The organism is Klebsiella sp. BIGb0132 (genome assembly GCF_024810075.1).
In the GTDB taxonomy this organism is placed as follows: Bacteria; Pseudomonadota; Gammaproteobacteria; order Enterobacterales; family Enterobacteriaceae; genus Klebsiella; species Klebsiella terrigena.
Window position 1 is genome coordinate 13,285 of sequence record NZ_JANUDW010000019.1, and the last position, 24,506, is coordinate 37,790.

At 57.2% G+C, this 24,506-nt stretch carries 28 protein-coding genes; 17 read left to right on the plus strand and 11 right to left on the minus strand.

The window, feature by feature from the left end; all coding sequences use genetic code 11:
* Window positions 1–3: 3 nt before the first annotated feature.
* The gene (locus M2416_RS26320) at window positions 4–312 is read right to left on the minus strand and encodes a recombinase-like helix-turn-helix domain-containing protein (protein ID WP_041147188.1); all 309 of its coding nucleotides are present in this window, start codon (window positions 310–312) and stop codon (window positions 4–6) included.
* A complete protein-coding gene (locus M2416_RS26325; protein ID WP_041147189.1) occupies window positions 309–632 on the minus strand; it encodes a Rieske (2Fe-2S) protein in 324 nt (107 codons plus the stop codon). The genes M2416_RS26320 and M2416_RS26325 overlap by 4 nt, the downstream gene beginning before the upstream one ends.
* Window positions 633–1,060: 428 nt before the next feature.
* Here M2416_RS26325 and M2416_RS26330 point away from each other — a divergent pair, with 428 nt between their 5' ends.
* Window positions 1,061–2,272, plus strand: a complete 1,212-nt coding sequence (locus tag M2416_RS26330) for an MFS transporter (RefSeq protein WP_259227569.1) — start codon at window positions 1,061–1,063, stop codon at window positions 2,270–2,272.
* A 3-nt stretch (window positions 2,273–2,275) separates the two neighbouring features.
* On the opposite strand, the gene speB is transcribed toward M2416_RS26330, so the two are convergent.
* From speB to M2416_RS27070, 4 genes are all read right to left on the minus strand, one after another.
* Window positions 2,276–3,196, minus strand: coding sequence for an agmatinase (gene speB / locus M2416_RS26335; protein ID WP_095099316.1), 921 nt, complete (start codon window positions 3,194–3,196; stop codon window positions 2,276–2,278).
* Window positions 3,197–3,399: 203 nt separating this feature from the next.
* Window positions 3,400–5,376 carry a biosynthetic arginine decarboxylase gene (speA, locus tag M2416_RS26340; protein WP_259227570.1) on the minus strand — a complete coding sequence of 659 codons (1,977 nt, stop codon included), beginning with the start codon at window positions 5,374–5,376 and terminating at the stop codon, window positions 3,400–3,402.
* Between the two features lie 8 nt (window positions 5,377–5,384).
* The gene (gene yqgB, locus M2416_RS26345) at window positions 5,385–5,516 is read right to left on the minus strand and encodes an acid stress response protein YqgB (protein ID WP_115191897.1); all 132 of its coding nucleotides are present in this window, start codon (window positions 5,514–5,516) and stop codon (window positions 5,385–5,387) included.
* An 88-nt stretch (window positions 5,517–5,604) separates the two neighbouring features.
* Window positions 5,605–5,754 (minus strand): hypothetical protein, encoded by a 150-nt coding sequence (locus tag M2416_RS27070; protein WP_421672658.1) that lies wholly within the window; start codon window positions 5,752–5,754, stop codon window positions 5,605–5,607.
* A gap of 464 nt (window positions 5,755–6,218) precedes the next feature.
* On the opposite strand from M2416_RS27070, the gene metK reads away from it, so the two are divergent.
* The 8 genes from metK to ruvX all read left to right on the plus strand — a co-directional run bounded on the left by metK (window position 6,219) and on the right by ruvX (window position 13,661).
* Complete coding sequence (gene metK, locus M2416_RS26350; protein ID WP_041147193.1) at window positions 6,219–7,373, plus strand: methionine adenosyltransferase; 1,155 nt, start codon at window positions 6,219–6,221, stop codon at window positions 7,371–7,373.
* Between the two features lie 391 nt (window positions 7,374–7,764).
* Entirely contained in the window at window positions 7,765–9,159 is a 1,395-nt protein-coding gene (locus M2416_RS26355) for a sugar porter family MFS transporter (RefSeq protein ID WP_041147194.1), read from the plus strand.
* Between the two features lie 78 nt (window positions 9,160–9,237).
* Window positions 9,238–9,738, plus strand: coding sequence for a SprT family zinc-dependent metalloprotease (locus tag M2416_RS26360; RefSeq protein ID WP_076946676.1), 501 nt, complete (start codon window positions 9,238–9,240; stop codon window positions 9,736–9,738).
* Window positions 9,739–9,832: 94 nt separating this feature from the next.
* Window positions 9,833–10,540 (plus strand): deoxyribonuclease I, encoded by a 708-nt coding sequence (endA, locus tag M2416_RS26365; protein WP_041147196.1) that lies wholly within the window; start codon window positions 9,833–9,835, stop codon window positions 10,538–10,540.
* Window positions 10,541–10,632: 92 nt separating this feature from the next.
* On the plus strand, window positions 10,633–11,364 hold the full coding sequence (rsmE, locus tag M2416_RS26370) for a 16S rRNA (uracil(1498)-N(3))-methyltransferase (protein ID WP_076946674.1): 732 nt from the start codon (window positions 10,633–10,635) through the stop codon (window positions 11,362–11,364).
* 20 nt (window positions 11,365–11,384) lie between these two features.
* Window positions 11,385–12,332: a glutathione synthase gene (gene gshB / locus M2416_RS26375; RefSeq protein WP_076946673.1), complete on the plus strand. Its 948-nt coding sequence runs from the start codon at window positions 11,385–11,387 to the stop codon at window positions 12,330–12,332.
* 349 nt (window positions 12,333–12,681) lie between these two features.
* The gene (locus M2416_RS26380) at window positions 12,682–13,245 is read left to right on the plus strand and encodes a YqgE/AlgH family protein (RefSeq protein ID WP_041147199.1); all 564 of its coding nucleotides are present in this window, start codon (window positions 12,682–12,684) and stop codon (window positions 13,243–13,245) included.
* Window positions 13,245–13,661, plus strand: coding sequence for a Holliday junction resolvase RuvX (ruvX, locus tag M2416_RS26385; protein WP_041147200.1), 417 nt, complete (start codon window positions 13,245–13,247; stop codon window positions 13,659–13,661). The genes M2416_RS26380 and ruvX overlap by 1 nt, the downstream gene beginning before the upstream one ends.
* 44 nt (window positions 13,662–13,705) lie before the next feature.
* On the opposite strand, the gene M2416_RS26390 is transcribed toward ruvX, so the two are convergent.
* Window positions 13,706–14,359: a LuxR C-terminal-related transcriptional regulator gene (locus M2416_RS26390; RefSeq protein ID WP_259227571.1), complete on the minus strand. Its 654-nt coding sequence runs from the start codon at window positions 14,357–14,359 to the stop codon at window positions 13,706–13,708.
* A 346-nt stretch (window positions 14,360–14,705) separates the two neighbouring features.
* Entirely contained in the window at window positions 14,706–15,686 is a 981-nt protein-coding gene (locus M2416_RS26395; RefSeq protein ID WP_259227572.1) for a type IV pilus twitching motility protein PilT, read from the minus strand.
* A gap of 16 nt (window positions 15,687–15,702) precedes the next feature.
* On the opposite strand from M2416_RS26395, the gene M2416_RS26400 reads away from it, so the two are divergent.
* From M2416_RS26400 to M2416_RS26435, 8 genes are all read left to right on the plus strand, one after another.
* Window positions 15,703–16,407 (plus strand): YggS family pyridoxal phosphate-dependent enzyme, encoded by a 705-nt coding sequence (locus M2416_RS26400; protein ID WP_076946670.1) that lies wholly within the window; start codon window positions 15,703–15,705, stop codon window positions 16,405–16,407.
* A 17-nt stretch (window positions 16,408–16,424) separates the two neighbouring features.
* A complete protein-coding gene (locus M2416_RS26405) occupies window positions 16,425–16,991 on the plus strand; it encodes a YggT family protein (protein WP_041147204.1) in 567 nt (188 codons plus the stop codon).
* Window positions 16,988–17,278, plus strand: coding sequence for a DUF167 family protein YggU (gene yggU / locus M2416_RS26410; protein WP_041147205.1), 291 nt, complete (start codon window positions 16,988–16,990; stop codon window positions 17,276–17,278). Before M2416_RS26405 ends, yggU begins: the two co-directional genes overlap by 4 nt.
* 26 nt (window positions 17,279–17,304) lie before the next feature.
* On the plus strand, window positions 17,305–17,898 hold the full coding sequence (gene rdgB, locus M2416_RS26415; protein WP_259227574.1) for an RdgB/HAM1 family non-canonical purine NTP pyrophosphatase: 594 nt from the start codon (window positions 17,305–17,307) through the stop codon (window positions 17,896–17,898).
* Entirely contained in the window at window positions 17,891–19,030 is a 1,140-nt protein-coding gene (hemW, locus tag M2416_RS26420; protein WP_259227576.1) for a radical SAM family heme chaperone HemW, read from the plus strand. Before rdgB ends, hemW begins: the two co-directional genes overlap by 8 nt.
* A 313-nt stretch (window positions 19,031–19,343) precedes the next feature.
* Window positions 19,344–20,390: a substrate-binding domain-containing protein gene (locus M2416_RS26425; RefSeq protein WP_076946667.1), complete on the plus strand. Its 1,047-nt coding sequence runs from the start codon at window positions 19,344–19,346 to the stop codon at window positions 20,388–20,390.
* A 62-nt stretch (window positions 20,391–20,452) separates the two neighbouring features.
* Window positions 20,453–21,265 (plus strand): ATP-binding cassette domain-containing protein, encoded by an 813-nt coding sequence (locus M2416_RS26430; protein WP_041147209.1) that lies wholly within the window; start codon window positions 20,453–20,455, stop codon window positions 21,263–21,265.
* Between the two features lie 4 nt (window positions 21,266–21,269).
* Complete coding sequence (locus M2416_RS26435; RefSeq protein ID WP_076946666.1) at window positions 21,270–22,517, plus strand: sugar ABC transporter permease; 1,248 nt, start codon at window positions 21,270–21,272, stop codon at window positions 22,515–22,517.
* Window positions 22,518–22,577: 60 nt separating this feature from the next.
* On the opposite strand, the gene M2416_RS26440 is transcribed toward M2416_RS26435, so the two are convergent.
* The 3 genes from M2416_RS26440 to trmB are packed head-to-tail and all read right to left on the minus strand — an operon-like array spanning window position 22,578 to window position 24,393.
* Entirely contained in the window at window positions 22,578–23,297 is a 720-nt protein-coding gene (locus M2416_RS26440; RefSeq protein WP_041147211.1) for a YggN family protein, read from the minus strand.
* A gap of 50 nt (window positions 23,298–23,347) precedes the next feature.
* Window positions 23,348–23,674 carry a YggL family protein gene (locus M2416_RS26445; protein ID WP_041147212.1) on the minus strand — a complete coding sequence of 109 codons (327 nt, stop codon included), beginning with the start codon at window positions 23,672–23,674 and terminating at the stop codon, window positions 23,348–23,350.
* Window positions 23,674–24,393, minus strand: a complete 720-nt coding sequence (trmB, locus tag M2416_RS26450; protein ID WP_041147213.1) for a tRNA (guanosine(46)-N7)-methyltransferase TrmB — start codon at window positions 24,391–24,393, stop codon at window positions 23,674–23,676. Before trmB ends, M2416_RS26445 begins: the two co-directional genes overlap by 1 nt.
* Between the last annotated feature and the right edge of the window lie 113 nt (window positions 24,394–24,506).

Genomic DNA, 24,506 nt, shown 5'->3' on the forward strand with positions numbered 1-24,506 from the left:
TCCTCAGTATCCGTTTACCTGCAAAAAAGCCTCGAAGCTGGTCTCGCTCCAGGGTTCGCCCTGCTGGTCGTGCATTCTCAGGTCGTTCAGCCCGTCCACCAGCTGCGTCAGGCTCTCTGCCCCCTGCTCAAACAGCCCTTCAAGGGTGGCGATAAGCTGCAGCTCCCAGTTTTCCGGAACGCGGCTGCGGGTCTGCCAGATAAGATTGGCGTAGTCGCCCGGCTTGTGGATATTGCCGTTACCGCCCTCAGCGGGCGGCGTAAACTGGCGGCTTTCCGGCAGCGCCGGGTTGAAGTTCAGGGTTTCGCTCATGCCACGCTCTCCTCGATAAAAGTAATCTGGATCTGATTGTCGAATACCCGCACCGGGTAACGATTGAGGCTACGACCGCCCGGACCGTGCAGGCACTGACCGGTTTTCACATCGAATACCGCTTCGTGCAGCGGGCATTCAACCTTGCCGTCTTCCACAAAGCCCTGGCTTAACAGCGCGTAGGCATGGGGACACACGTCCTCCAGCGCGTAATACTCGCCATCAATCAGATAAATGCCGATCTCTTTACCGTCGATATTGCCGCTATAAGGGAAATCTTCCTGTACCTGCTCTGCGTCACATACGCCTATCCAGCTCATCACGATCCTCCAGGCTTTGTTTCATATATGAAACTCTGTTTCTTATTTAATACGGTCAATATAAAAGCGTTCAATCTTTCGTCAAGCGGCAATGTGAAGGATTTGTTAACCGATCGTGATTTAATTATCTAAGTGTGCAATCGATCACGAAAAACTGCGGCAATATGAAATTGTGATATATAAAAGGAGGCGTGAAAATAAATTAAGCGAGCGCTTAACTTTTCGAAAATGACTATTGACTTCTTTTCCCTACAATCATTAAAAATGATAAAGCCAGCTAAACATCAAGTTTCACTGGTGAAACACTTTTCAATCATTACCTTTTAAAACAACGAGTTTCACCTGTGAATCATTTTACCTGCGTGACTATCACCGTTATTTAAAAATAGCGCCTTTGATTCATAAACGACCGGGAGAAAAGAATAATCATGACCACAAGATGGCAGGGAACAATCGCGCTACTGTTGTTAATTATCATCTCTTATATTGACCGGGTAAATATCTCAGTGATGATACTTGACCCCGAATTTGCGGCCCACTTTCAGCTAAATGAAAACAGAATGTTACAGGGAATGCTGATGACCTGCTTTCTTGTGGGCTATGGACTGTCGGCACTACTCTTAACGCCGGTGATTGAAAACCGGCTGCACTATCGGCAGGGGCTATTAATCAGCATCGCTATCTGGGCCGCGGTGTGCGCCGTTTCTCCGCTGCTCGGATCGCTGTTCGGGATGCTGATCGCCCGCGTTATCTTAGGTATTGCGGAAGGGCCGCTATTTTCACTTAAAACACGCTTTATCAGCGACAGCTTCGCCGCCTGCGAGATCGGTAAACCGAACGCGGTCACCGCGCTCGGGGTCTCGCTGGGGCTGGCGGTGGGCTTCCCGCTGGTCACTTTTTTAATTGCGCATCAGGGGTGGCAAGGCTCTTTCTACAGCCTGGCCGCGCTGAATCTGCTGCTCGGCGGCGGGCTTATCTGGCGCTTCCTGCCGGCTCCGGCCGCGGCGGAGCAAAGGTCTCGCGCCGGCTTTAAGCAGACGTTTCAGCTGGCCTGGCGCACGCCGCTCCTCGGCTGGATCCTGCTGGTCGAGATCGCCACCCTCAGCTATCTGTGGGGCAGCAGCGCCTGGCTGCCGGCGTGGCTGCGCGCTGAGCATCACTTCTCGCTACAGGCCACCGGCGTTCTGGCGGCGATCCCCTTTCTGCTCAGCCTCGGCTCAAAATTTCTTGGCGGCGTGCTGCTCGATAAAATGCGCCCCGAGCAGGCTCCGCTGCTGTTTATAAGCGGCGGCCTTCTGACGGCCTGCTCGATACTGGCGCTGATGCTCAGCCACCAGCCGGCGTGGCTGGCGCTGTTTATGCTGTCGGCCAATATATTCTGGGGGCTTCAGGGGGCGGCGATACCGGCGGTGGTGCAGCATCACGCGGCGAGGGAGGCGGTTGGCAGCGCCTACGGCATCATTAACGGTATCGGCAATATCTGCGCGGCGTTTATCCCGCTGCTGATGGGGCTGGTGATGAAGTTGGTCGGGTCGGTCAGTTCAGGGTTTTCGGTACTGGTGGCGTCACAGGTCGTTACCCTGCTTGCCGGAGGCGTGCTGCTGCTGCGCATGCGTCGCGCAGCAGCAGTGAGCGCTTAGGGCTTATTCGCCCTTTTTTGCCGCCTGGATATAGAGCATTTCCAGCGCCAGGGTCGCCGCCGCCAGGGCGGTGATCTCGGACTGATCGTAGGCCGGAGCCACTTCCACCACGTCCATCCCGACGATGTTCAGATCCTTCAGGCCGCGCACCAGCTTGATCGCGCGATCCGAGGTCAGCCCACCGATCACCGGCGTACCGGTGCCCGGCGCAAATGCCGGATCCAGGCAGTCAATGTCGAAGGTCAGGTACACCGGCATATCGCCAACGATCTGTTTGATCTGAGCGATAACATCGTCAGCGGTGCGATCGTTAACCTGGCCCGCATCCAGCACGGTAAAGCCGTTGTCTTTGTCGAACTCGGTGCGGATACCGATCTGCACCGAGTGGTTCGGGTCGATCAGGCCTTCGTTCGGCGCGGTGTAGAACATGGTGCCGTGGTCAAACTCGCAGCCGTTGGCGTAGGTGTCGGTATGGGCATCGAAATGCACCAGCGCCATTTTACCGAAATGCTTAGCGTGCGCGCGCAGCAGCGGGAGGGTGACGAAGTGATCGCCGCCGAAGGAGAGCATACGTTTCCCGGCCGCCAGCAGCTTCTCAGCGTGGGCCTGCAAACGTTCGCTCATATCGCGCGCGTCGCCGAAGGCATAAACCAGGTCGCCGCAGTCGACAACGTTCAGACGCTCGCGCATGTCGAAGTTCCACGGGAAGCGGTTGCCTTCCCAGGCGAGGTTGGTGGAAACCTGACGGATCGCCGCAGGACCGTGACGCCCGCCCGCGCGGCCGGAGGTTGCCGCATCAAAAGGAACGCCGGTGATCACCCAGTCGGCGTCGCTGTCGTACGGCTGGAAGTTCAGCGGCAGACGCAAAAAACCAAACGCGTTAGAGACCAGGGAATTATCGTATTGATGACCTAAAGTGCTCATGGGTGTGACCTCTTTTTACAGGCGATAGTGTTAAAAATGCACATAAAAAAACCCCTCCGCGTCGTTAGGCCCGACGAGGAAGGGTTTGAATAGGGTGACTGCTTGTTGGGCGAATTATCGCCGTTAATGCCTGCGGGTTCAAGTCGGTATCGCGTTTGTGCGACCTGATGCCCCCTCCTTCATAAGAGAGGGCGCGCAGCATGTTACTCGTCTTCCAGGTAAGTGTAGCCGTACAGGCCCGCTTCGAACTCTTCGAGGAACTGCTGCTGCAGCGCCTCGTCGAGACCGGAGTTTTTCACCTGATCGCGGAACTGGGTCAGCAGCGTGTTCGGATCCAGCTGCACGTACTGCAGCATATCGGCCACGGTGTCCCCTTCGTCGGAGAGCTCAACTTCGACGCTGCCGTCAGGGAAGACGAACACGTCAACCGCTTCGGTATCACCGAACAGGTTGTGCATGTTGCCGAGGATCTCCTGGTAGGCACCGACCATAAAGAAGCCCAGCATCGGCGGGTTATCAGGATCGTATTCCGGCATCGGCATGGTGGTGGCGATCCCGTCGCCGTCGACGTAGTGATCGATAGCGCCATCGGAGTCGCAGGTGATATCCAGCAGCACCGCGCGACGCTCAGGCACCATGTTCAGCCCTTCCAGCGGCATCACCGGGAACAGCTGATCGATACCCCACGCGTCCGGCATCGACTGGAACAGCGAGAAGTTGACGTAAATTTTATCCGCCATCCGCTCCTGCAGCTCGTCAATGATTGGACGATGCGCGCGGTTGCTCGGGTCGAGCTGTTTCTGCACTTCGTAGCACATGTTCAGATACAGCTGCTCCGCCCACGCGCGCTCCTGCAGGTTGAAGGTGCCGGAAGAGTAGCCGGTGTGAATATCGTGCAGGTCCATCTGGCTATCGTGCAGCCATTCGCGCAGCGAGCGGCGGTTGCCGGTCTCGTGCATCTCGAGCCAGGTTTCCCACATGCTCTGCAGCGGGCGCGCCGCATCTTCCGCAGGCGGGGTCGCCTCGGTGTATTCGTTACGCTCAACGCCGATAATATTGGAGACCAGCACGGTATGGTGCGCGGTGACCGCACGCCCGGATTCGGTAATCACCGTCGGGTGCGGCAGGCCGTTCTCTTCACAGGCGTCGCCGATCGCCCAGATAATGTTGTTAGCGTACTCGTTGAGGCCGTAGTTCACCGAACAGTCGGACTGCGAACGGGTGCCCTCATAGTCCACACCCAGGCCGCCGCCGACGTCAAAGCACTGGATATTGACGCCCAGCTTATGCAGCTCGACGTAAAAGCGCGAGGATTCGCGCACGCCGGTGGCGATATCGCGAATGTTGGCCATCTGCGAGCCAAGGTGGAAGTGCAGCAGCTGCAGGCTTTCCAGATGTCCCGCCGCGCGCAGAATTTCAACCAGCTGCAGAACCTGCGTTGCCGCGAGGCCGAACTTGGATTTCTCGCCGCCGGAGGACTGCCATTTACCGGAGCCCTGCGAGGCCAGACGCGCGCGGACGCCAAGACGCGGCACCACGTTCAGGCGCGCGGCTTCTTCCAGCACGATGGCAATTTCCGACATCTTTTCGATGACCAGATAGACCTTGTGGCCCATCTTTTCGCCGACCAGCGCCAGGCGGATATATTCACGGTCTTTATAGCCGTTACAGACGATCACGCTGCGGGTCATGCCCGCGTGCGCCAGCACCGCCATCAGTTCGGCCTTTGAACCGGCTTCCAGGCCCAGCGGCTCGCCGGAGTGGATCAGCGACTCAATCACGCGACGATGCTGGTTAACCTTAATCGGGTAAACCAGGAAATAGTCGCCGTTATAGCCGTAGGACTCGCGCGCGCGCTTGAAGGCGGCGTTAATCGAGCGCAGGCGATGCTGCAGGATCTGCGGGAAGCAAAACAGTGCAGGCAGGCGCTGCCCCTGCGCTTCGCGCGCTTTAACTAATTCGGCAAGATCGACGCGCGCTTCCGGTACGTCAGGATCCGGGCAAACGCTGATATGGCCCAGTTCGTTGACGTCGTAGTAGTTATTACCCCACCAGGCAATATTATAAGTACGTAGCATTTTGCTAGCTTCCTGGGAGCTCATCGCCACCTCCTGCATAGAACGTAGTACACCGTGTTCGCCTGCTGACGAAGGCGAAACCATAGACATGTCGTCAGACATAGCGAACCTCAATTTTTAATAATAAGTGTAAGACAGTTAACTACTATCGCAGTCCAAAGACGCGATAACAACCCATGAACAGTCCTAAACCCCAGCAGATAGTGCTGGCGCTGCGACTGCGCGACCGGTTTCTTCTTCATATGATAATAAAACACGTACCCGAACCTGGTGTGACAGTTCGGAGAAACCACGAGAAAACCCTTGCGATAGCGGCAAGAGAGCCCTTGTTCAGTTTTCTGACGACCTTCCGGCCCTGGAATCCTGAGAAGCGCCGAGATGGGTAGAACATCGGCAGGTGTGCATGAAAGAGATGCAGATTGCGGGATAGTGACGCGCGACGGAACGACGCGACGAATCAGGTGAAAAACGTGGGTTCATTATCTGGTATCACCTCCACACTGCCCCGAAACGGGCCAGCGACAAGCCAAAGCTATATACCTGGCAGCAGGCGCAAAGGCCGCTGCGGGATTCTGTCAATACAGAGTGCTTAACCCGGCTGGAAGTGGCGTCACGAGGTACTCTTCGTGCGCTGTCATAATGAGCCGCGCGCGGCGTTTTATACCGAGAAGCAGGCTAAAATGCAAAATAAAAATATGCGCGTTGCCGCATCTGGCAGGAAAAATTTCCACCGGCTATGACGCATAAATGCGATGTGCATCAAAAAAAGTCTGGAAATGGGATTAAGATTTGACCTAAAATAGCCGTCCAGAAGTTAATCCGTCTATACTGATTAACACTCAGACTGCTCGTGTCACTACCTGCAGGCTTTGGTAGAATCATCCACCAAAGCTAATCCACACAACAGTATGAGCTATACGAATACTCCACAGGTAAAATAAAACATGGCAAAACACCTCTTTACGTCCGAGTCCGTATCAGAAGGGCATCCAGACAAAATTGCTGACCAAATCTCCGATGCCGTGCTTGACGCGATCCTCGAACAGGATCCGAAAGCCCGCGTCGCGTGTGAAACCTACGTCAAAACCGGCATGGTTTTGGTTGGCGGTGAAATCACCACCAGCGCATGGGTTGATATCGAAGAGATCACCCGTAATACGGTTCGTGAAATTGGCTACGTGCATTCCGATATGGGCTTTGATGCCAACTCCTGCGCCGTGCTGAGCGCAATCGGCAAGCAGTCCCCGGACATCAACCAGGGCGTTGACCGTGCCGATCCGCTGGAGCAGGGCGCGGGCGACCAGGGCCTGATGTTTGGCTATGCCACTAACGAGACCGACGTGCTGATGCCGGCGCCGATCACCTATGCTCACCGTCTGGTGCAGCGTCAGGCTGAAGTGCGTAAAAACGGCACGCTGCCGTGGCTGCGTCCGGATGCGAAGAGCCAGGTGACCTTCCAGTATGACGACGGCAAAATCGTCGGCATCGACGCGGTGGTACTGTCGACCCAGCACGCGGAAGATATCGATCAGAAATCGCTGCAGGAAGCGGTGATGGAAGAGATCATCAAGCCGGTTCTGCCGACCGAATGGCTGAGCAGCGCCACCAAATTCTTTATCAACCCAACCGGCCGCTTTGTTATCGGCGGCCCGATGGGCGACTGCGGCCTGACCGGGCGTAAAATCATCGTTGATACCTACGGCGGCATGGCTCGTCACGGCGGCGGCGCGTTCTCCGGTAAGGATCCGTCTAAAGTTGACCGCTCCGCGGCTTACGCAGCGCGCTATGTGGCGAAGAACATCGTTGCTGCAGGCCTGGCCGATCGCTGTGAGATTCAGGTTTCCTACGCAATCGGCGTGGCTGAACCGACCTCTATCATGGTGGAAACCTTCGGCACCGAGAAGATTGCTTCCGAGCAGCTGACGCTGCTGGTGCGCGAATTCTTCGACCTGCGTCCTTACGGCCTGATCCAGATGCTGGATCTGCTGCACCCGATCTACAAAGAAACCGCGGCATACGGTCACTTTGGTCGCGAACATTTCCCATGGGAAAAAACCGACAAAGCCGCTCTGCTGCGCGAAGCTGCCGGCCTGAAATAACCGCGCGCTTTACCGTTTCAAAGGCCAGCCTCGTGCTGGCCTTTTTGTTTATCTCTTCCCCCACCGTGCTCTGCGCCCCGCCGCCATCGGTTCCTGCAACCCTCGAAAATGAAAGCGATTACATCAGATTTGCAGCCATTATCTAGCTCCACCGCAGCGTTAATGAAGCAATCTTTCACAATGTTACATACTATTTCAGGCAAGTCTGATTTCCGTTTTTTATCTCATTAACTAAAATCACATACTACATTGATTTATATAAATATTTATTAATTACGTTTCTTTACCTTAGTGTAAGCGATTACACAGCCGTGATTACAATCACATTTTTTTGCTACGCACTCCCCTACTCTAAGCAGCGACAGAATCAATAACTCAACTGGAGGGCGTTATGCCTGACAACAAAAAACAAGGGCGCTCGAACAAAACGATGACGTTCTTTGTCTGTTTCCTCGCCGCACTGGCCGGCCTGCTTTTTGGCCTTGATATCGGCGTCATTGCGGGTGCCCTACCCTTTATTGCCAACGAGTTTCAGATTACCGCTCACACTCAGGAATGGGTGGTGAGCTCCATGATGTTCGGCGCCGCGGTCGGTGCGGTCGGCAGCGGCTGGCTCTCCTTCAAGCTGGGCCGTAAGAAAAGCCTGATGATCGGCGCCATCCTGTTCGTTGCCGGCTCGCTGTGCTCCGCCGCCGCGCCGAACGTTGAAGTGCTGCTGATTTCCCGCGTACTGCTCGGCCTGGCGGTAGGCGTCGCCTCCTACACCGCCCCGCTGTATCTCTCGGAAATTGCGCCAGAGAAAATTCGCGGCAGCATGATCTCGATGTATCAGCTGATGATCACCATCGGTATTCTCGGCGCCTATCTGTCGGATACCGCGTTTAGCTACAGCGGCGCATGGCGCTGGATGCTCGGGGTCATTATCATCCCGGCCATTCTGCTGCTGATTGGCGTCTTCTTCCTGCCGGACAGCCCGCGCTGGTTTGCCGCTAAACGCCGCTTTGTCGACGCTGAGCGCGTGCTGCTGCGCCTGCGTGATACCAGCGCCGAAGCAAAACGTGAGCTCGATGAAATCCGTGAAAGCCTGAAGGTCAAACAGTCCGGCTGGGAGCTGTTTAAAGAGAACAGCAACTTCCGCCGCGCGGTGTTCCTCGGGGTCCTGCTGCAGGTGATGCAGCAGTTCACCGGGATGAACGTCATCATGTACTACGCGCCGAAGATCTTTGAGCTGGCGGGCTACGCCAACACCACCGAGCAGATGTGGGGCACGGTTATCGTCGGCCTGACCAACGTGCTGGCGACCTTCATCGCGATCGGCCTGGTTGACCGCTGGGGCCGTAAGCCAACGCTGATCCTCGGCTTTATCGTCATGGCCGTCGGCATGGGCGTGCTGGGCAGCATGATGCATATCGGTATTCACTCCACGACCGCGCAGTACTTCTCCGTGCTGATGCTGCTGATGTTTATCGTTGGCTTCGCAATGAGCGCAGGCCCGCTGATCTGGGTCCTGTGTTCAGAAATTCAGCCGCTGAAGGGCCGCGATTTCGGCATCACCTGCTCCACGGCCACCAACTGGATTGCCAACATGATCGTCGGTGCGACCTTCCTGACCATGCTGAACTCGCTGGGCAGCGCGAACACCTTCTGGGTCTATGGCGGCCTGAATATCCTGTTCATCTTCCTGACCCTGTGGCTGATTCCGGAAACCAAAAACGTTTCGCTGGAACATATCGAACGTAACCTGATGAAGGGCCGTCCGCTGCGTGAAATCGGCGCTCGCGACTAGTCATCACCGCGCTTCCTCCCCCCGCGGGAGGAAGCTTCTTCTTGCTCTCCTCTCCTCGCCGCACTATCCTCTGGCGCTATGAAGACACCCCGAATTCCCATCGCTACGCAGCAGGCCGTAATGCGCAGCCTGCGGGAAAAACTCGCCCTCGCGAACCTCAAGCTTGAGCGCCGCTATCCGGAACCCGCGCTGGTCTATCAGCAGCGAGGAACCTCCGCCGGCACCGCCTGGCTGGAGAAGAATGAAATTCGCCTCAACCCGGTGCTGCTGCTGGAGAACCAGCAGGCGTTTATCGATGAGGTCGTACCGCACGAGCTGGCGCATCTGCTGGTGTGGCAGCATTTTGGACGCGTGGCGCCGCACGGCAAAGAGTGGAAGTGGATGATGGAAAGCGTGCTGGAAGTGCCGGCCCGCCGCACCCACCGCTTCGAACTGGACTCCGTGCGACAGAATACCTTCCCCTACCGCTGCCGGTGCCAGCAGCACCAGCTTACCGTTCGCCGTCACAACCGCGTGACGCGCGGCGAAGCCACCTACCGCTGCGTTCGCTGCGGCGATCTGCTGGTCGCCGAAGAGTAAATATCGGCTATAACTGGAAATTTTCTGATCTGACTGATTGCATCTGACAATCGCATTCGCTACGTTGCGGGCTCTTTTTGACACGGAGTTCACGATGTCCCGTACTCATATTTTTGCCGCAGCGCTTTTGACTGCGGCCTTTAGCGGTCAGGCTATGGCCGAAGGGATCCACAGTTTTTCCCAGGCAAAAGCCGCCGGAGTGAAGGTTAACGCCGATGCCCCCGGTGACTTCTACTGCGGCTGCAAAATCGACTGGCAGGGTAAAAAAGGCGTTATCAATCTACAATCCTGCGGTTATAAAGTGCGTAAAAACGAAAACCGCGCCAGCCGCGTCGAGTGGGAGCACGTCGTCCCGGCGTGGCAGTTTGGCCACCAGCGCCAGTGCTGGCAGGATGGCGGGCGTAAAAACTGCGCCAAAGATCCGGTTTACCGCAGGATGGAAAGCGATATGCACAACCTGCAGCCGGCGGTTGGCGAGGTCAACGGCGACCGCGCTAACTATATGTACAGCCAGTGGAACGGCGGCGAAGGCCAGTACGGCCAGTGCGCGATGAAGGTCGATTTTAAAGAGAAGGTCGCCGAGCCGCCGGTGCGCGCGCGCGGCGCGATTGCGCGGACCTACTTCTATATGCGCGATAGCTATCAGCTCACCCTTTCCCGTCAGCAAACCCAGCTGTTTACCGCCTGGGATAAGACCTACCCGGTCACCAGTTGGGAGTGCGAACGCGATGAGCGTATCGCTAAAGTTCAGGGCAACCACAATCCTTACGTCCAGCAGGCTTGCCAGGCGCAAAAGAGCTAACCTACACTAGCGGCAATTGTTAATTTGCAGGTCCCGCTATTCTCCCGCCGCGGCGGGGAACCGGGGCCTGCGCGAAGAACGGAATATCAAGCATGCGCACTCCCCGCATCCACCACCCCGAACCGATTATCGTCGGCAGCCAGATAGCCCTTTCCGACGACGCGGCGAACCACGTTGGCCGTGTACTGCGAATGGGTAAAGGCCAGGCCATTCAGCTTTTTGACGGTAGTAATCAGGTATTTGAAGCCACAATCGTCGACGCGGGCAAGAAAAACGTGACGGTTGAGATTGTCAGCGGCGAGCGTGACGACCGCGAATCGCCGCTGCATATTCACCTCGGTCAGGTGATGTCGCGCGGCGAAAAGATGGAATTCACCATCCAGAAATCGATCGAGCTCGGAGTAAGCCTCATTACGCCACTGTTTTCCGAGCGCTGCGGGGTTAAACTGGATGCCGAACGCTTGCAGAAAAAGATCCAGCAGTGGCAGAAAATCGCCATTGCCGCCTGCGAGCAGAGCGGCCGCAACGTGGTGCCAGAGATTCGCCCGGCCATGCAGCTGGAGGCATGGTGTGCGGAGCAGGATGATAGCCTTAAGCTGAACCTGCACCCTCGCGCCAGCGCCAGCATTAACACGCTGCCGCTGCCGGTCGAGCGCATTCGTCTGCTGATTGGCCCTGAAGGAGGGCTGTCAGCGGAAGAGATCGCGATGACCGCTCGTTACCAGTTTACTGATATTCTGTTGGGACCGCGCGTTCTGCGTACAGAGACAACTGCGCTAACCGCCATTACCGCGCTACAGGTGCGTTTTGGCGACTTAGGTTGAAGCGTTAACGGAGAATAATAATGATCAAGCTCGGCATCGTGATGGACCCCATCGCAACCATCAACATCAAGAAAGACACCAGCTTCGCCATGCTTCTGGAAGCCCAGCGTCGTGGCTACGAACTCCATTATATGGAGATGAACGACCTGTACTTAATCAACGGTGAAGCCCGCGCCCGTACGCGCACGCTGAGCGTCGAGCAGAATTACGACAAGTGGTACGAGTTCAGCGGTGAGCAGGATCTGCCGCTGGCGGATCTCGACGTGATTCTGATGCGTAAGGATCCGCCGTTCGATACCGAGTTCATTTATGCCACCTATATTCTCGAGCGCGCGGAAGATAAGGGCACGCTTATCGTCAACAAGCCGCAGAGCCTGCGCGACTGTAACGAGAAGCTGTTTACCGCCTGGTTTGCCGACCTGACGCCAGAAACGCTGGTCACCCGCAACAAGGCGCAGCTGAAAGCCTTCTGGGAAAAGCACGGCGATATTATCCTCAAGCCGCTGGACGGCATGGGCGGTTCCTCTATTTTCCGCGTGAAAGAGGGCGATCCCAACCTGCCGGTGATTGCGGAAACGCTGACCGATCTGGGCAGCCGCTACTGCATGGCGCAAAACTATCTGCCGGCCATCAAGGACGGCGATAAGCGCGTGCTGGTCGTCGACGGCGAGCCGGTTCCCTGGTGCCTGGCGCGTATTCCGCAGGGTGGAGAGACGCGCGGCAACCTGGCCGCCGGCGGTCGCGGCGAAGCCCGCCCGCTGACCGAGAGCGATTGGGAGATTGCCCGCCGCGTCGGTCCTACGCTGAAGGCCAAGGGTCTGATTTTCGTCGGTCTGGATATCATCGGCGATCGCCTGACGGAAATTAACGTCACCAGCCCAACCTGCGTACGCGAGATTGAGGCCGCCTTCCCGATCTCTATCACCGGGATGCTGATGGACGCCATCGAGAAGCGCCTCGCTAAGTAATCCGCGGCTTGTAGATGAGCCAGCTTGCATCAACAAAAGCTTAAGAGTAAAAGGGCCAACGCCCCTTTACTCTTTTGTTCTCTTGCCCTTTGCTCTTTGCTCCTTGTTCTTCGCTTTTTACTCTTCGCCCTTTTCGAACCGATAATCGGCCAAACTGATTCAACGAAAGATTTCGCGCTACGGGAAGGCGGCGACGCAGCGAGCGCCCGGGAGCATAGTTTACTATGTGACCGGGGCGAGCGAGGAAGCCAACGCCCCCGTAGCGTGAAAGATAAAGTTGAATCGACAGGGCAGCACTTTGCCCGCATACTGGGTGCTGCTTTTTGAACCAGGAACAGAACCTCTGCCAATGAATTTACAGCATCACTTTTTGATTGCCATGCCTGCTCTTCAGGACCCTATATTCCGCCGCTCCGTGGTTTATATCTGCGAGTACAACGATGACGGTGCCATGGGTATTATCGTCAACAAACCGCTGGAAAATCTGCAGATTGACGGGATCCTCGAGAAGCTGAAAATTGTCGCTGAGCCGCGCAATCCCGATATTCGTCTCGATAAGCCGGTCATGCTTGGCGGCCCGCTGGCGGAAGATCGCGGCTTTATTCTGCACTCGCCGCCCTCCGACTTCTCTTCCAGCATCCGTATTTCCGACAATACCGTGATCACCACGTCGCGAGACGTGCTGGAAACTCTCGGTACCGATAAACAGCCGAGCAACGTTCTGGTCGCGCTGGGCTACGCCTCCTGGGAAAAGGGACAGCTGGAGCAGGAGCTGCTCGATAACGCCTGGCTCACCGCCCCGGCGGATCAGAATATTTTGTTTAAAACACCGATTGCCGATCGCTGGCGTGAAGCGGCAAAACTGATTGGGATCGATATTGTGACGATGCCCGGCGTTGCGGGGCACGCGTAATGAGTGGAACCTTACTGGGCTTTGATTTTGGTACCAAAAGCATCGGCGTCGCGATTGGACAACGTATTACCGGCACCGCCCGCCCGCTTCCTGCGCTAAAAGCACAGGACGGGAAGCCGGACTGGAACGTTATCGAAAAGCTGCTGAAAGAGTGGCAGCCGGAAGCCGTTATCGTCGGCCTGCCGCTGAATATGGACGGCACCGAGCAGCCGCTAACCGCGCGCGCGCGCAACTTTGCCAATAAAATTCACGGCCGCTTTGGGGTCAAGATAACCCTGCACGATGAGCGTCTGAGCACGGTGGAAGCCCGCGCGGGGCTCTTTGAGCACGGCGGATTTCGCGCCTTGAATAAAGGCAGCGTCGACTCAGCCTCGGCGGTGGTTATTCTGGAAAGCTACTTCGAGCAGGGTTTTTAAACCCCGACATGATGGCGCCGAGCCGGCGCCATCATCGTGACGACCTAGTGACGGAGATGCTCGTTAGCCCAGCTCACCGCCTGGGTACGATTCTTCACGCTCAGCTTGCGAAAGACGTTATAGAGATGAGTGCGCACCGTATTCTCACTAATGAACAGCGCCCGGGCAATATCCATATTGGTCGCACCGCAGCGCAGCTCGTTTAAGATCTCACATTCCCGTTCCGTCAGCGGCGAACTTTCCACCGGCTCCGATACATGATTCGCAGCGTACATCGCCGGGTGCATCACGCTCAATTCAGCCGTCTGTTCGCCGTTCAGCACGGCCTTAACGCCCTCAATTAAACGCGAGACGTCATCGTCATGGCGGAAGACGCCGTAGAGCGCGGGCCACTGCGCCATCTCATAGAGCTCATACTTTTGTGCGCTGTTGATAATCAGCAGGCGCGGGCTCTCTGCGTGCGATCGAATAATATCTCGCCACACGCCGTTCAGCTTTTTATTCGACACGGCAATATCAAATAATATTACACAGTCTTTCGCTAAGCGCTGCGTCAGCGGCTTATTGATATTATGCAGAGTCACGGAAATCGATAGGGTTTCCGCCAGTCCGCTGACAAAAGACTGACTCTGAATCGAGGGATGAGTAATAAAGATAATCTGACGAGAACGAGTGCAATTACCTGATAAATTAATCACTTAAAACTCTCCTTAGCAAGCATCCACCATCATGGTGGTTAAATGAATTAAAAACAAAAAATCACATATTCATTAATAAACTGAAATAAGTTTACATATTAAAACAATATTTTATGGGAATCATCCTATCCCCACAAACAGCATAAGGTGAATTCATTAAAAGTGTCAAAAGATAATCTTATTTTTTTCCTATTTCTGCGAGGATAATGCCTAAGAAAATTACTGCCGCTCATTATTTTGACGTAGACATTTACGCTTACCTATATTTAAAATCAATATCAAAGAACATTAATAAAACATTACGATAACAACAAACTGGCATGATGACTGGATATTAAACCTCCGGCTACAGGCGCCCGGAGGAGACACGCTGTTGAAAACTTTGCGTAAAAGTCTGCATTCCGCTCTGCTGTCCGGTCTGCATCACGCCGGGCAGCTGATGGGTTTTACCCTCGCGGATCAAATTAGCCACCGCCGGGGTATTTACCAAAAGCTCGAATAGCGCAACTCTACCGCCAGATATATCCGGTAATAATTTTTGTGCCAGTACGGCGCATAAACTTCCCGCCAGCTGGCCGCGAACCTGCTCTTTTTCCTGAGCAGGAAAAACGTCAACCAGACGCTCCACCGCCTGCGCGGCTCCGCGGGTATGCAGCGTGGCCATCACCAGGTGCCCGGTCTCCGCAGCCGTCAGCGCCAGGCGGATGGTCTCGCTGTCGCGCAGCTCGCCCAGCAGAATGACGTCCGGGTCCTGGCGCAGCGCCACCCGCAGCGCCGCCGCAAACGACGGCGCGTGGCGGCCAATTTCACGCTGCTGGACCAGGCAGCGCTCGCTGCCATGGACAAACTCCACCGGATCTTCAAGGGTCAGGATATGGCCGTCGAGGCGCTGATTGAGATAGCCAACCATCGCCGCGAGGGTGGTCGATTTACCGCTGCCGGTCGCGCCGGTCACGAGGATCAGCCCGCTCTCTTCATTGAGCAGCTCGGCTATCGCGACGGGAACGCAGAGCTCATCAAGCCGCGGGCAGGCTTCCGGCAGCAGGCGCAGCGCCAGCGATAGCCCGCGCGTGTGGGCAAATGCGCTGGCGCGAAGGCGCGGCCCGCCGGGTAGCGCCAGCGCGAAATCAACCTGTCCGCTGGCCTGCCACTGCGCCTGCTGATCGTCATTGAGCCACTGCGCGAGTATTTTGCCGATCTCCGGCGACGTGAAGGGCGCGGGCTCCAGCCTCCCCTGACGACGCCAGCGCGGCGCCGAGGCATTGCACAGGTGTAGATCGGAGACGTTATGCTTTACACTAAGGGCCACTATTTCTTCCAGCTCCATAACTCATCCTCGGAATATGAACGATATTGCGCATAACCTGGCACAGGTCCGGGACAAAATCTCAGGCGCTGCCGCTCGCTGCGGCCGCTCGCCAGAAGAAGTTACGTTGCTTGCAGTCAGTAAAACCAAACCTGCGAGCGCGGTCGAAGAAGCGGTGGCTGCCGGTCAGGTGGCTTTCGGTGAAAACTACGTTCAGGAAGGCGTGGAAAAAATTCGCCACTTTCAGGATGCCGGGGTTCACCATCTGCAGTGGCACTTTATTGGCCCGCTGCAGTCCAACAAAAGTCGTCTGGTAGCGGAGCATTTCGACTGGTGCCACACCGTCGACCGGCTGAAGATCGCCGCCCGGCTAAGCGAGCAGCGTCCGGCGCATCTGCCGCCGCTTAACGTGTTGATTCAAATTAATATCAGCGACGAGCAAAGCAAATCAGGGATCCCACCTGAGGAGCTGGATGCGCTGGCGGCAGAGATCGACGTCCTGCCGAATCTGCAGCTACGCGGATTAATGGCCATTCCGGCCCCTGAGTCAGAGTATGTAAGGCAGTTTGCCGTCGCCCAACAAATGGCGGTAGCATTTGCGCGGCTTAAGGCGCACTACCCTGCGGTCGATACGCTGTCTCTGGGAATGTCGGATGATATGGAAGCCGCTATCGCGGCGGGAAGCACTATGGTGCGCATCGGTACCGCAATCTTCGGTGCGCGCGACTACAGCAAAAATTAAGGAATCTGAGGAACGCCATGAAGACGTTGACTTTCCTGCTTTCAACGGTCATTGAACTCTACACCATGATCATGTTGTTACGCGTCTGGATGCAGTGGGCACGCTGCGACTTTTACAACCCCTTCTCGCAGTTTGTGGTGAAGGCAACCCAGCCGGTGGTTGGGCCACTGCGCCGTATTATCCCGGCCCTGGGGCCGCTCGACAGCGCCTCGATGCTGCTGGCCTTTATTCTCTGCGTCATCAAAGCCATCGTGCTGTTTATGGTGGTCACCTTCCAGCCGATCATCTGGATTTCCGCGCTGCTGATCCTGATTAAGACTATCGGCCTGCTGATTTTCTGGGTGCTGCTGCTGATGGCGATTATGAGCTGGGTAAGCCAGGGCCGCAGCCCGGTTGAATACGTGCTGATGCAGCTCGCCGACCCGCTGCTGCGTCCTATTCGCAAGCTGCTGCCGTCCATGGGCGGTATCGACTTCTCGCCGATGGTGCTGGTTCTGCTGCTGTACGTGATTAACATGGGCATTTCCGAGCTGCTTCAGGCGACCGGTAACGTTCTGCTTCCGGGGCTGTGGATGGCGCTATGAGTGCCGTCGAAGCCTGCGCTGACGGGCTGGTTTTGCGGCTGTATATTCAGCCCAAGGCCAGCCGTGATAGCATCGTTGGTTTACATGGCGACGAGCTCAAAGTCGCCATTACCGCCCCGCCCGTTGATGGTCAGGCAAACGCCCATCTGATTAAGTTCCTCGCCAAACAGTTTCGCGTCGCGAAAAGCCAGGTGCTTCTTGAAAAAGGCGAACTGGGCCGGCACAAGCAGATAAAAATCATTAACCCGCAACAGATCCCGACTCAGGTCGCGGCGCTGACAGAATAAGAGCCTGGCTCTAAACAGGATTAATCATGCAAAAAGTTGTTCTCGCCACCGGCAACGCCGGAAAAGTCCGCGAGCTGGCCTCGCTGCTGGAAGATTTTGGTCTGGATATCGTTGCTCAAACCGAGCTGGGAGTCGACAACGCCGAAGAAACCGGGCTGACGTTTATCGAAAATGCCATTCTGAAGGCGCGCCATGCCGCAGAGATTACCGGCCTGCCGGCGATTGCCGATGACTCCGGCCTGGCGGTCGATGCGCTCGGCGGCGCGCCGGGGATCTACTCCGCGCGCTACTCCGGCGAAGGTGCCAGCGACCAGCAGAACCTGGAAAAGCTGCTCGTTGCCCTGCACGACGTTCCCGACGACAAGCGCCAGGCGCAGTTCCACTGCGTGCTGGTCTACCTGCGCCATGCCGCAGACCCAACGCCGATTGTTTGTCACGGCAGCTGGCCCGGCGTGATTGCCCGCAGCGCGGCAGGCAGCGGCGGCTTTGGCTACGATCCTATTTTCTTTGTTCCGTCCGAGGGGAAAACCGCGGCGGGGCTGAGTCGTGAAGAAAAAAGCGCGATATCCCACCGCGGGCGCGCGCTGAAACTGTTACTGGAATCATTACGTAATGGCTAACTTGCCACCTCTGAGCCTGTATATTCACATCCCGTGGTGCGTGCAGAAGTGCCCGTACTGCGATTTTAACTCGCACGCGTTAAAGGGCGAGGTGCCGCACGACGACTATGTGCAGCACCTGCTCAACGATCTGCGGGCCGACGCGCACTATGCCCAGGGCCGTGAAATCAGGACTATTTTTATCGGCGGCGGTACGCCTAGCCTGCTCTCCGGGCCGGCGATGCAGACGCTGCTCGACGGCGTTCGCGCCTGCCTGCCGCTGGCCACCGACGCCGAGATAACCATGGAGGCCAACCCCGGCACCGTGGAAGCCGATCGCTTCGTTGAGTATCAGCGCGCGGGGGTCAACCGGATCTCCATCGGCGTGCAAAGCTTTAGCGAAGCAAAGCTGCAGCGTCTGGGACGTATTCACGGCCCTGGCGAGGCGAAACGCGCGGCGCATCTGGCCACCGGCCTCGGCCTGCGCAGCTTCAACCTCGACCTGATGCACGGCCTGCCGGACCAGTCGCTGGATGAGGCGCTGGACGATCTGCGCCAGGCCATTGAGCTCAACCCGCCGCACCTGTCGTGGTATCAGCTAACGATTGAGCCGAATACCCTGTTCGGCTCCCGTCCGCCGGTGCTGCCGGATGACGATGCGCTGTGGGATATTTTTGAGCAGGGGCATCAGCTGCTGACGGCGGCAGGCTATCAGCAGTATGAAACCTCCGCCTACGCCAAACCCGGCTATCAGTGCCAGCACAATCTTAACTACTGGCGCTTTGGTGACTACCTCGGCATCGGCTGCGGGGCGCACGGTAAGGTGACCTTCCCTGACGGACGCATTCTGCGTACGGCAAAAACGCGCCATCCGCGCGGCTACATGGAAGGCCGCTACCTTGAGCGCCAGCACGACGTCGAGGCGGCGGATAAGCCGTTCGAGTTCTTTATGAACCGTTTCCGCCTGCTGGAAGCCGCGCCGCGCGCCGAGTTCAGCCGCTATACCGGCCTTGATGAGAGCGTGATTCGCCCGCAAATTGCCGCCGCCATCGCCCAGGGCTACCTGGCTGAGGACGCGCACTGCTGGCAGATAACCGAGCACGGCAAGCTGTTTTTAAACTCGCTGCTGGAGCTGTTCCTGAGCGAAGATTAAGCATCCGGGCGGCCCTTCGCCGCCCGTTCTTTTCCCGCACGATCCCCTCTTCTCACCCTCGTTTTCCCTCCGCGCTTCGGTCAAAGCACCTGCTCCTTTTTTATTCAGATCTTTGCAGCCAATCACAAATACACATCGATATTTCTCCATTTCTTGACTCCTTTTTTGCGCGGTGGTAATCCTGCTTCATCGGTTGAGCAAATGTAAAACCGAAGTATCCTACATGTGAATTATTGGTAACTCTTATTAAAAAAGTCTTTATGACGTCGGCCCATGCCGGCGGGCTCAAGCATATAAAAAAGAGGGTAAGACAATGAATTACCGCAATGTTTTTATCGCACTTGCCACAATATCCGCCGGCATTACCGCTTCAGCACAGGCAGCGGAATCCGCCACGGTCGCCTTTTTAATGCCCGACCAGGCATCGACGCGCTACGAGCAGCATGATTTTCCGGGCTTCAAGGCGGAGATGAGCAAACTGTGCGCCGACTGCAAGGTCATTTATCAAAATGCCAACGCCAGCGCCACCCTGCAGCAGCAGCAGTTCAACTCGGTGATTGCCCAGGGCGCGAAAATCATCGTTCTCGATCCGGTGGACTCTTCCGCCGCCGCTGCGCTGGTCGCCAACGCCCAGGCGCAGGATGTCAAAGTGATCGCCTACGATCGCCCCATCCCGGCGAAACCGGCAGATTTCTACGTCTCGTTTGATAACGAAGGGATTGGCTATGCCATCTCTAAATCCTTAACCAGCCATCTGAAAGAGAGCGGCGTGCCGCAGGATGCCGGCGTGCTGCAAATCAACGGCTCCCCTACCGACGCGGCGGCGGGACTGATCCGCGACGGTATCCACCGTGGCCTGAAGGAGTCGGGCTACAAAACCCTCGCAGAATTTGATACGCCGGAATGGGCGCCGCCTAAAGCGCAGGAGTGGGCTGCCGGGCAGATAACCCGCTTTGGTGACAAAATTAAAGGCGTGGTTGCCGCCAACGACGGCACCGGCGGCGGGGCGATTGCCGCCTTCAAAGCCGCCGGCGTACAGCCGGTACCGCCGGTCACCGGCAATGACGCCACCATCGCCGCGCTGCAGCTCATTATTGCCGGCGACCAGTACAACACCATCTCCAAACCGTCGGAGATCGTCGCGGCGGCGGCGGCGAAAGTGGCCGTTGAGTTTATTCAGGGTAAGAAGCCGCAGGCCAGCACCACCCTGTACAACACCCCTTCGCAGCTCTTCACCCCGGCGGTGATCACCGCGAAGAATATTAAAGCGGAAATCTTCGATAAGAAGATCCAGACCTACGCTCAGGTTTGTACCGGCGAATACGCCGCAGCCTGCCAGAAGTTAGGCATCGAAAAGTAATTTTGCCCACGCGCCCGTCATCCAACGGCGGGCGTAGTTTCGCAATAGTTGAGGTCTCTTCCATGTCGCAAGAACAAGAGAAAATATCCACGGCCGGGCAGCCGATCCTGAAGCTCAGCAACGTCTCTAAACACTTTGGCGCCGTCTGCGCCCTGGCGGATATCGAGCTGGAGGTCCATGCCGGTGAAGTGGTGGCGCTGGTGGGCGATAACGGCGCGGGAAAATCTACGCTGGTCAAAATCCTCGCCGGCGTGCATCAGCCCACCGACGGCACCATTGAGTTCGACGGCAGGGTCGTCACGCTTGATAGCCCGGGAAAAGCGCTGGAATACGGTATCGCCACGGTTTTTCAGGATTTAGCCCTGTGCGAAAACCTGGACGTGGTGGCCAACCTGTTTTTAGGCCAGGAGATCTCGCCTTTACAGCTGGATGAGGTTGCCATGGAGGTGCGGGCGTGGACGCTGCTGCAGGAGCTGGCGGCCCGAATTCCGTCGGTGCGCGAACCCATCGCCTCGCTCTCCGGCGGCCAGCGCCAAACCGTCGCCATTGCCCGCTCCCTGCTGATGAATCCAAAAATCATCATGCTGGATGAGCCAACCGCCGCCCTCGGCGTCGCCCAGACGGCGGAAGTGCTCAACCTGATCGAGCGCGTTCGCGAACGCGGCCTCGGCGTCATCATTATCAGCCATAACATGGAAGACGTGCGCGCGGTTGCCGATCGCATCGTGGTCCTGCGCCTCGGACGTAATAAGGGGATCTTCACCCCCGACGCATCCAACCAGGATCTGGTCGCCGCCATTACCGGCGCAACGGAAAATGCCGTGTCGCGCCGCGTTGAACGTAAATCACAGTTAAGTTCTTCGGGAGTGATTTAATTTTATGAACAGCAAGACTGAATCCCGCCCGGCCCTGGATCGCAGCGATGAGCGCGTCCAGCACAACGATGGTCTGTTCGGCGTGGTGCGTGCGCAAATCAACCGTATCAAGACCGGCGATCTCGGCACCGCCCCGGTGATTGCCGGGCTGATCGTTATCTCCCTGGTGTTTACCTGGCTCAACCCGGTGTTTATTGCGCCGAATAACCTGGTAAACCTGCTTTTTGACTGCGCCACTGTAGGCTTTATCTCGCTGGGGATCGTCTGCGTGCTGATGCTGGGCGAAATCGACCTTTCCGTCGGCTCGATGAGCGGTCTGGCCTCGGCGATTGTCGGCGTCCTGTGGGTCAACGCAGGCTGGCCGGTCGCCGCGGCTATTGGCGTCGCGCTGCTGTGCGGTATCGCCGTCGGCCTGATTTATGCCCTGCTCTACAACCGCGTCGGGATGCCGAGCTTCGTGGCGACGCTCGCCGGCCTGCTGGCGCTGCTCGGGATGCAGCTGTACATTCTCGGCCCCAGCGGCAGCATCAATCTGCCCTACGCTTCGCCACTGGTTCGCTTCGGCCAGCTGATGGTCATGCCGGACTGGTTCTCCCATACCATGGCGCTTCTGCCCGGCCTGGCGCTGCTGACGTTTGGCCTTAAAACCCGCGTACGGCGCCTGCAGGCTAACCTCTCCGCGGAGTCCGTCAGCTCGCTGTTGCTGCGCGCGGTGCTGCTGACGGTGATTTTTGAGGCCGCCGTTTTCTACCTCAACCTGGGTCGCGGCGTGCCGTGGATTTTCGGTCTGTTTGTCGCGGCGGCGATGGTGCTCAACTATGCGCTGAAGCGGACAAAATGGGGACGCTCGATGTTTGCGGTCGGCGGCAACCGCGAGGCCGCACGTCGTTCGGGGATTAACGTCAGGGCCATTTACGTCAGCGCCTTTGTACTCTGCGCGACGCTGGCGACGTTCGGGGGGATTCTGGCGGCTTCACGCCTGGCCTCAGCCAGCCAGCAGGCCGGTACCGGCGACGTTAACCTCAACGCCATCGCCGCGGCGGTGATCGGCGGCACCAGCCTGTTTGGCGGGCGCGGTAGCGCCTGGTCCGCACTGCTGGGGATCATCGTGATTCAGTCGATTTCGAACGGTCTGACGCTGCTGAATCTGCCCTCATCGCTGCGCTATATCATTACCGGCTGCGTGCTGGCGATTGCGGTGATTATCGACTCGCTGGCCCGCCGCTCGCGCGTATCGCACGGACGTGCCTAATCGGGACGATTAAAGAGAGTATTGCGCGGTCCGGGCGTTACGGGCCGCGCAATGAATAGGTTATTTCAGTGAACTCACCAGCGTCTTGCGGCTATCTTCAAGGGAAACCACCCGGCTGCAGACGTCTTTGCCGAACTGCTGGAAATCCGCTTCCTGGTTCTTCCACTCTTCCTGAATCGCCGTTTGCAGGCCGCCAAGGCTGCCGAGGATCCCCTGCAGCGGGTTACCGCCGCCCTTGAGAACCGCCTTCGCGCCCATTTCGTTAATGCTGTCCTGCAGGATGCCGCCCATCGCCTGATTGACCAGCTGCTGGCCGTCGGCGCGGACCTGATCGATCGCTTTATAATGGAAGGTCAGCCCATCGCTGCGGCGTTCAATAATACGATTCATCTGCGTTTTTAGCTGCGCGTCCAGCTTGGTCAGACGACCGTGCATGCTGCTGCTGGTTCCCACCTGTTCGGTGATGATTTTATCCAGCGCCTTGCGGCCTTTTTCAACCCGCGCGCGGGCGCCGTCGTCAATCCACGGCAGGCTGCTGCGCAGGCCGGCCTGATAATCCTGAGCCTGCTCGCGCTGGGCCGCGTTCAGGGAATACTGTTTTCCGTTATAGGTCAGGCTGCCGTCCGGCATGATCACCAGATCGCCGTTCTCCCCTTTCACCTGCACCTTCTGCGGACTGAGGATCACGTCGTCGCGCGGCGTGACGCTACACTGGTAGTCCGCATGCGCGGTCAAAGCGGTGACGGACAGCGCCACCGCCAGCAGCGTTTTGCGCATCATAAAGCTCCCTTCAGACAAAACGGGTCGGCAATTGCCGACCCTCGTCAAACTTAGTCCCACCAGATGTCAAAAAGTTCGCTGGTGCGCACGTCGGCAAGCTGACGCTCTTCCAGCCACTTGCGGACAATAGCCTGATGCTCTTCGGTACATTTACCGATTTCCTGCAGGCAGATCAGACCTTCCCAGGAGAGGTAGCCGCTGCCGTCAAACGCCAGTTTGTTCGGCTCGATCACTTCATTGATCAGGTCATTCACGGTCTGGTCGATATGCTCTTCGCTGCTCCCGTCCGGGAAACGCCAGGCGACGGAGAAGCCCACTTCCTGAAACTCGTCGATATGCATTTTCTTACGCAGACGACGGCTACGATTCTTTGCCATTATTTCACCCTCTCGAACATTAAGTCCCATACGCCGTGGCCAAGACGATGGCCACGCTGTTCAAATTTGGTTACCGGGCGCGATTCCGGGCGCGGTACATAGTCGTTGCTTTCCGAGCGGTTGCGGTAGCCGTCAAGCGACGACATCACTTCCAGCATATGCTCGGCATACTGTTCCCAGTCGGTCGCCATATGGAAGACGCCGCCGAGCTTGAGCTTGCTTTTAACCAGTTCAGCAAACGGCGCCTGCACGATGCGGCGTTTATTATGCCGCGCTTTATGCCACGGGTCCGGGAAAAAGAGCTGCACCATATTAAGGGAGTTATCCGCGATCATGGTGTGCAGTACTTCGACCGCATCGTGACACATCACGCGCAGGTTTTGTACACCCTCTTCCTCAGCGGAAGCAAGGCACGCCCCGACGCCAGGAGAGTGTACTTCAATCCCGAGGAAATTCTGCTCCGGTTTCGCCTTGGCCATCGCCACCAGCGAGGAGCCCATGCCAAAACCGATCTCTAAGGTGACCGGCGCCTCGCGGCCAAACAGCGAAGCTAAATCAAGCGGCGCATCGGTGAACTCAACGCCCATCACCGGCCAGATATTATCCAACGCGTGCTGTTGCCCTTTGGTCAGGCGGCCCTGGCGGCGGACGAAGCTACGAATGCGGCGCAGGGGGCGGCCGTTTTCATCGAACTCCGGAGATATGACGTCGTTTTTCATAAAGGTTAGGTCTGCTTGTGAATGTGTTCGGAAAACGGGCATTATCCAAAGTTACCCGACGGATGCAAGGGTTTACAGCCTCTCGCCCTTGTGCTGCAATCTGCCACCCTGTT